Annotated in this window: 2 protein-coding genes; both read right to left on the minus strand. The window is 61.2% G+C overall.

The window, feature by feature from the left end; translation table 11 throughout:
* Window positions 1-345, minus strand: a 345-nt coding sequence (locus tag EOA36_RS31630; protein WP_245464526.1) for a cytochrome c, incomplete at its 3' end; no start/stop codon positions are given.
* 143 nt (window positions 346-488) lie between these two features.
* On the minus strand, window positions 489-2,885 hold the full coding sequence (locus EOA36_RS31635) for an FdhF/YdeP family oxidoreductase (RefSeq protein WP_127280786.1): 2,397 nt from the start codon (window positions 2,883-2,885) through the stop codon (window positions 489-491).
* Between the last annotated feature and the right edge of the window lie 375 nt (window positions 2,886-3,260).

Genomic DNA, 3,260 nt, shown 5'->3' on the forward strand with positions numbered 1-3,260 from the left:
GTCCCGAATGGAGGCGACGATCGAGACCATTTCGGGGCCGTAAAGCCACCAGCCATCGAGGAAGGAGGGACCGACGCCGCCGCGGCCGTCGCCATGGCAGGAGCCGCAACCGAACCACGCATAAAGCCGCTTGCCCTGGCTGAGGTTCCAGGCGTCGGATTCATAAGGTTTGCCGATTGCGAAATAGCTTTCGGGAGGCGATCCGCTGATGCCGTTTGGCATCAGCTTGATGCGGTCGAGATTGGCCGAGAGGGGTGGGTCGAGGCGAAGCTCTCTCGGCTGCCGGAACCATCCCAGGATCGCCCCGGAAGCGGCAAGGAATAGAACTCCCGCCAGCGCGAACACTGCCTTCGAAGAGCTGGAAACCTTCTCTGCCAAGCGGCCCTCCGCCCGAGAGCAATCCCAGGAGCGACTAGAATGGTTTCGGCCCGGAATTGCGTTAAACAATGAGATAGAGCGATCCTAGTGGAAAGATACCGCTCTGGAATTCAACCATCAGGACCGGTGCGCGATCGGCTGAGACGGACCGGCAAGAGTTTGTAGGATGGCGTCTTCGACTTCGGGTCGTGATGCGCCAGCGGGAACAGCGGGTTCGTCTCAGGATAATAGGCCGCGCAGCAACCCTTCGGGATGTCATAGGCGACGACCTTCAAGTTCGTCACGACGCGAGCGGTCGCCGCGTCGATTGCTGTCGTCAGGTCGACGTTCTCGCCCTCGGCGAGCCCCAGACGCGCAATGTCCTTTCGGTTCAGGAACACGACCCGGCGCGTGCCGCTGATGCCGCGGAAACGGTCGCTGTAACCGTAGATCGTGGTGTTGAACTGGTCGTTGGAGCGAAGCGTCGCGAGATGGAGGACATCGGCGCTCCGCTCAGTCCCCAACTCCGGAAAAAGTCTTTCCGGCGTGATGAAATTCGCCTTGCCGCTTTGTGTCACCCATTTGCGCTCGCGCGCCGGCAACGGCCTGGCGAAGCCCCCCGGTTTGAAAAGCCGCTTGTTGAAGTCCTTGAAGGTTTCCGGGTAGGTGCGCTCGATGGCGTCCCGTATTTCGGCATAGTTGCCGACCCAGGCGTCCCATGGAACCTTGGTGTCACCGAGCGTGGCCTTGGCGATGCCGGCGACGATGGCCGGTTCCGAAAGGAGTTCCGTGCTCGCGGGTTGAGCTTGGCCGCGCGACCCATGGAAATGGGCGATGGAGCTTTCCATGGAGACCGCTTGAGGGCCTGTCGCCTGTTCGTCCACTTCGATACGCCCCAGACAGGGGAGCAGGTAGGCGATCTCGCCATGCACGACATGGCTACGGTTCAGCTTCGTCGCGATCTGAACGCTCAGGCGCAGTTTGCGCCATCCCTGTTCCATTGCGTCGGTATCTGGGACCGCTTTCAGGAAATTGCCGCCGAGGCTGATGAAAGCACGGGATTGGCCATTCATGATGGCTTCGCATGTCTCCACCGTCGAGCGGCCGGTCCAGCGCGGCGGTTGGAAGCCATACAGCTCGGCGAGCTTGTCCAATGGGACGAGACCCGGCTTTTCCGTGATCCCGACGGTGCGCTGGCCCTGCACGTTGGAATGCCCGCGCACGGCGCAGATATTTGCCCCGGGCTTGCCGATATTGCCGCGCAGCAAGGCAAGATTGCAGACCATATGGACGTTCTGGACCCCCATCAGATGTTGCGTCAGCCCCATGCCATAGACGGACAGCACTGCATCGGCGTTGGCATAGGTCGCAGCGGCCTGCATCATCTGGTCGCGACTGAGGCCGGAGACACGCTCCAGCTCCTCCCAGCGATGACCACGGCACGCCTCAGCGAATTCTTCAAACCCGGTCGTGTGCTGATTGATGAAATCGTGGTCGAGCACGTGTTTCTTGTCGGCTGCGCGCATTGAGGCCGCGAACGCGACCATTGCCGCATTGCCGGGATCTTTCGGCTTGCCATCCTCCCCCGCAACGATGCTTTTGCCGGAGGCCTTTAGAATGTCGTCGGCCTCGATCAGCGCCTTGCAGACGCCGAACAGCGCCGCGATATCGCCGCCATTGTTGACCTGGTAGTATTCCGACGAAATCTTCGTCTCTTTGCCGGTCAGCATCTGGACGGGCGATTGCGGATTGACGAAGCGCTCCAGGCCACGCTCGTGAAGCAGGTTGAAGGTGACGATCTTTACGCCGCGATTGACTGCATCCTGAAGGTCGTGGAGCAGGCGAGGCGACGACGTTCCGACATTCTGGGCGATGTAGAATATGCAGTCGGTGTTTTCGAAGTCCGACAGGATCGCCGTGCCGACCGAGGCGCCGATGCTTTCGGGAAGAGCCACCGACGAGCTTTCGTGGCACATGTTCGAACTGTCGGGCAGATTGTTGCTGCCATACATGCGAGCGAACAGCTGATACATGTAGCTGGTCTCGAGCGAGGCGCGCCCTGAGGTGTAGAGGTCGACCTGCCGCGGATCGAGCGCACGCAGTTCCCGTCCGATCTCGGCGAATGCTTCGCTCCACGCCACCGGTAGGTACCTGTCCGTGGCTGCATCCCAGCGCATGGGATGGGTCAACCGCCCCTGTTCCTCCAGATCATGGTCCGCCCAGCGTTCCAGTTCGCCCAGAGTGTGCTTCTCGAAAAAATCTGGGCCGGCGCGCCGCGACGTGACTTCCCAAGCCGTCGCCTTCGCGCCGTTCTCACAGAACTCGAGCGGGTGCGTCTTGGCCGGCTTCGCCCAGGCACAGCTGACGCACATATAGCCTTCCGGCTTGTTCTGCACCGCCAGCAGCTTCGGCCCTTTGAGAGGCACGTGTTCCTGGACTGTGATTGCTGTGACAGATTTTGCGGAGCCCCAGCCGCCGGCCGGTCCGCCATACGGTTTGCGTGGCGAGCGACGCGATTCCGAAGTCATTTTCGTCTCTTTCCCTGCCCAAGCGACCTGACGATGTATTGCAACGATCCAACTTGCCGCAGCGACGATTGTTCCTCCGTCATGTGACTTGGCTACGGGTGTTCAGGCTACAGGCCGACTTGCCAAGGCCCGATACGAGGGCCTGCAGGACTTCGGTCCCGTTGACGCACTGTCGCGGCGCGCTAGGTCAAGGCAAAACGCCGGATGCTTGTCTCTGGCGCGGGGAGCTTACCGTGTGGCGCATCCAATGCCTTGCAATCGACGGCAAAGGCCAAGCTGGCCCTCTTGGCCCCATGTGGTTGCTGACGCTTGCGATTTGCACCGCATGTTCGCCTTCCGATCAGATCGACCAGCAATCGCGAACCGCCGCATCGG

This window comes from Mesorhizobium sp. M8A.F.Ca.ET.021.01.1.1, from assembly GCF_003998025.1.
GTDB lineage: Bacteria > Pseudomonadota > Alphaproteobacteria > Rhizobiales > Rhizobiaceae > Mesorhizobium.

Excerpts from the sequence above, each read along its gene's own strand:
- EOA36_RS31635 (WP_127280786.1), bottom strand. The coding sequence starts at position 2,885 with ATGACTTCGGAATCGCGTCGCTCGCCACGCAAACCGTATGGCGGACCG.